This is a genomic window from Butyricicoccus sp. (assembly GCF_050872565.1).
Lineage (GTDB): Bacteria > Bacillota > Clostridia > Oscillospirales > Butyricicoccaceae > Butyricicoccus_A.
Window position 1 is genome coordinate 1 of the sequence record NZ_JBNMHC010000319.1, and the last position, 2,548, is coordinate 2,548.

The 2,548-nt window shown below is 45.4% G+C and carries 5 protein-coding genes; 1 reads left to right on the top strand and 4 read right to left on the bottom strand.

The window, feature by feature from the left end:
* The coding region (trxA, locus tag ACR0P9_RS10725; protein ID WP_432619996.1) for a thioredoxin at positions 1–322 on the top strand (322 nt) is incomplete at its 5' end.
* 391 nt (positions 323–713) lie between these two features.
* Here the strand turns inward: trxA and ACR0P9_RS10730 are convergent.
* The 4 genes from ACR0P9_RS10730 to ACR0P9_RS10745 form a co-directional block, all read right to left on the bottom strand.
* Positions 714–1,148, bottom strand: coding sequence for a hypothetical protein (locus ACR0P9_RS10730; protein ID WP_432619998.1), 435 nt, complete (start codon positions 1,146–1,148; stop codon positions 714–716).
* 84 nt (positions 1,149–1,232) lie between these two features.
* Positions 1,233–1,841, bottom strand: coding sequence for a hypothetical protein (locus ACR0P9_RS10735; RefSeq protein WP_432620000.1), 609 nt, complete (start codon positions 1,839–1,841; stop codon positions 1,233–1,235).
* 209 nt (positions 1,842–2,050) lie between these two features.
* Positions 2,051–2,296 (bottom strand): hypothetical protein, encoded by a 246-nt coding sequence (locus ACR0P9_RS10740; protein ID WP_432620002.1) that lies wholly within the window; start codon positions 2,294–2,296, stop codon positions 2,051–2,053.
* Between the two features lie 2 nt (positions 2,297–2,298).
* The coding region (locus ACR0P9_RS10745; RefSeq protein ID WP_432620004.1) for a hypothetical protein at positions 2,299–2,548 on the bottom strand (250 nt) is incomplete at its 5' end.

Sequence of the window (2,548 nt, forward strand, 5' to 3'; positions counted from 1 at the left end):
AATATTACATATTACACAGGAGAACTTCGAGGAAGAGGTTGTCAACGCATCCAAGCCGATCCTGCTGGATTACTGGGCAGATTGGTGCGGTCCATGCCGGATGCTGTCTCCTACGATTGAAGAGTTGGCACAGGAATTCTGCGGCAAGATTCGCGTTGGCAAGATTAATATTGATGAACAGCCGACGCTGGCACTGCTGCACCGCGTTGTGTCGATTCCGACGGTGAGCATCTATTCGGAAGGCAAGGAAGTCAAGCGGCTCATCGGCCTGCGCGACAAGCCGGAGCTGATCGAAGCGATTCAGGAAGTGCTGAAAAAGTAAAGACAAAACAGCAATCCCCTTTCGTGCGCTGCACGGAAGGGGATTTTTGGTAAGCTCTCTGTAGAATAAAAAGCCTTCCTCCCTGAGGAAGGTGGCGCGGCGCAAGCCGTGACGGAAGGAGCAGCACACGAGCAAGTCTGTATCAGGGTATGCCTGATTCGTTAGAGTTAATCGGCTGCTCCCTCAGTCTTGCCGCAGTGCGGCAATCCAGCTCCCTCAACGAGGGAGCCTTCTTGGCTCTCCCTCTGGGAGAGCTGGCATTTGCCTTGCAAATGACTGAGAGGGCGAGCAATTTACCAAGTTCGTATCCGGCAAATCTGAGAGAATGGGTAGCTCGTACCAAAGCCCTCTCTGTCGCTGCGCGACATCTCTCCCGGAGGGAGAGACAAGTTTATGGACTGGGGATTGTCGCAATCGGTTGATTGTTTTCACCGAAAATAGAAACGCTGAGATTCGGATGCGGTTCACTCATCGACAGATACGGATACATGGCGGATGGCTGCTTTTGACCGGATAAGCCTTGAGCCAATCGAAGTGATAGCTTTGTCAGTGTGCCAAGTTGGTCAGAGTCTCTTTCCAGTGTATAGGTATCCCGTGTTGTCGAGGCATCCTCGGTTTGAATGGCAATGGAATGTGGTGCATCACTGCCATAATAATATATCACGCCATCCCATGTATTCTTTGGGTCAGTGATGTTGGCATAGTTGGCAATCTGCCAGTGCCCATCTGCGCTGACAGAGGATACTGCGTAGTTGCTTTTTACCTGCCATTCCGCCGCGAGAAGCACAGCGATGAGAATGGCGAGAACAATCCATCGTTTTCTCATACAATCACCTACTTTTTCAATTGCCATAAGTATACGTTTTATTTTTGAGAATCCTCCTGTGCAAAGACAGGAGGATTCAAAAAGTTACGCTAATTTTTTGGCGGATTGCTGTTCATAGAACGTATTTGCCGATTCGAGGGTATCAAAATGCTGATACCCAATAACTGTGTTGCTGTTCGGCATAAACTGCACGTGGAAGTAACTTCCATCGTCTGCTTGAAGCAGCACGCCAATTCGGTTCTGATACCCATAGATTCCAGTCACATCTTTGGAAATATGAACGTCAAGTACCTGAGAAAGGAAGTTTTTCGTATCAGAAGCAATCGTATCAGGGTATGCATATTCCTGCGGTTCTTCTGTGCTGTTGTCGTCCTTGAAATAGTATAAAAATTCAGGCATGTCAGTGTTGCTTCGAGAAATGACGATTTTTCCATCACTTACAGGATAAAATTCCAACTGATATTTCCCAGCTTCCGCTGTCTCTGGCGTAATAGCATCAACAGAAATGTCGAAAGCCTTTTGAATCAATACCGGAGAAGATTCTGTTTCTACGGTAGAAACTGCTTGCTGCTGTGTGCTTTGCGCGCCAGAACCGGAACCGGTTGCTGCTTGGGATGCCTGCGCGCCGCATCCGGAGAGCACCAATACTCCCAAAAAAAGTGGGATGATTCCCTTGGAAAATGCATTTTTCATTATCATGACCTCCTAAGTCATATACCTAAGATTGTGTAGTTCGACTTGATGCAATCAATAGATTGCCATAACATCGAACATCATGTTATAATGAATCATCCACATAATCCGTACTGCCGTGAAAACGGCAAGGTGTCCAGCCTTTCGGTTTTATGTGGATTTTTCTATGCAATCATACGCATCACCCCTTTTCATGAGAATGTATATTGTTAACGGTCAATCCAGTGAGGATCAACCCAACAATGCTTACTATCATTCCAGCGACGATACTGCTTTTTGCCGTTGTGGGTGCGATATTTAGTGATGATCTTATCTGCATAAGGAGAGAGTGTATACTCACTATCTGAAGAAACAATAGGTTCTTCAACAGATGAAATATCTGTTGCTTGTGCCATAGGAAACGCAGTTGCTAATGTAACGCCCATGAGAAGCGTGCAAAGAATTTTTTTATACATACTTATTCTCCTTTCAGGTGAATGCTAGGAATATTTTGAAAAATTTCTGTATTGTCTGCAATTGGGGTATCTGTGATTTGGAACAAGAGTATATCTTGTTCTGTTAGGGTCAAAAACCATTCTCCGTCTAAATACAATTGATATGTTCCGTCAAATTCTTTTTGAATTATGGTATGTTCCGGATTTAAATCTACGGTATTTGGTTCTGTGCTCGGTGGCGGATTGTATGCTGGCTGCAACTGAAATGTATAA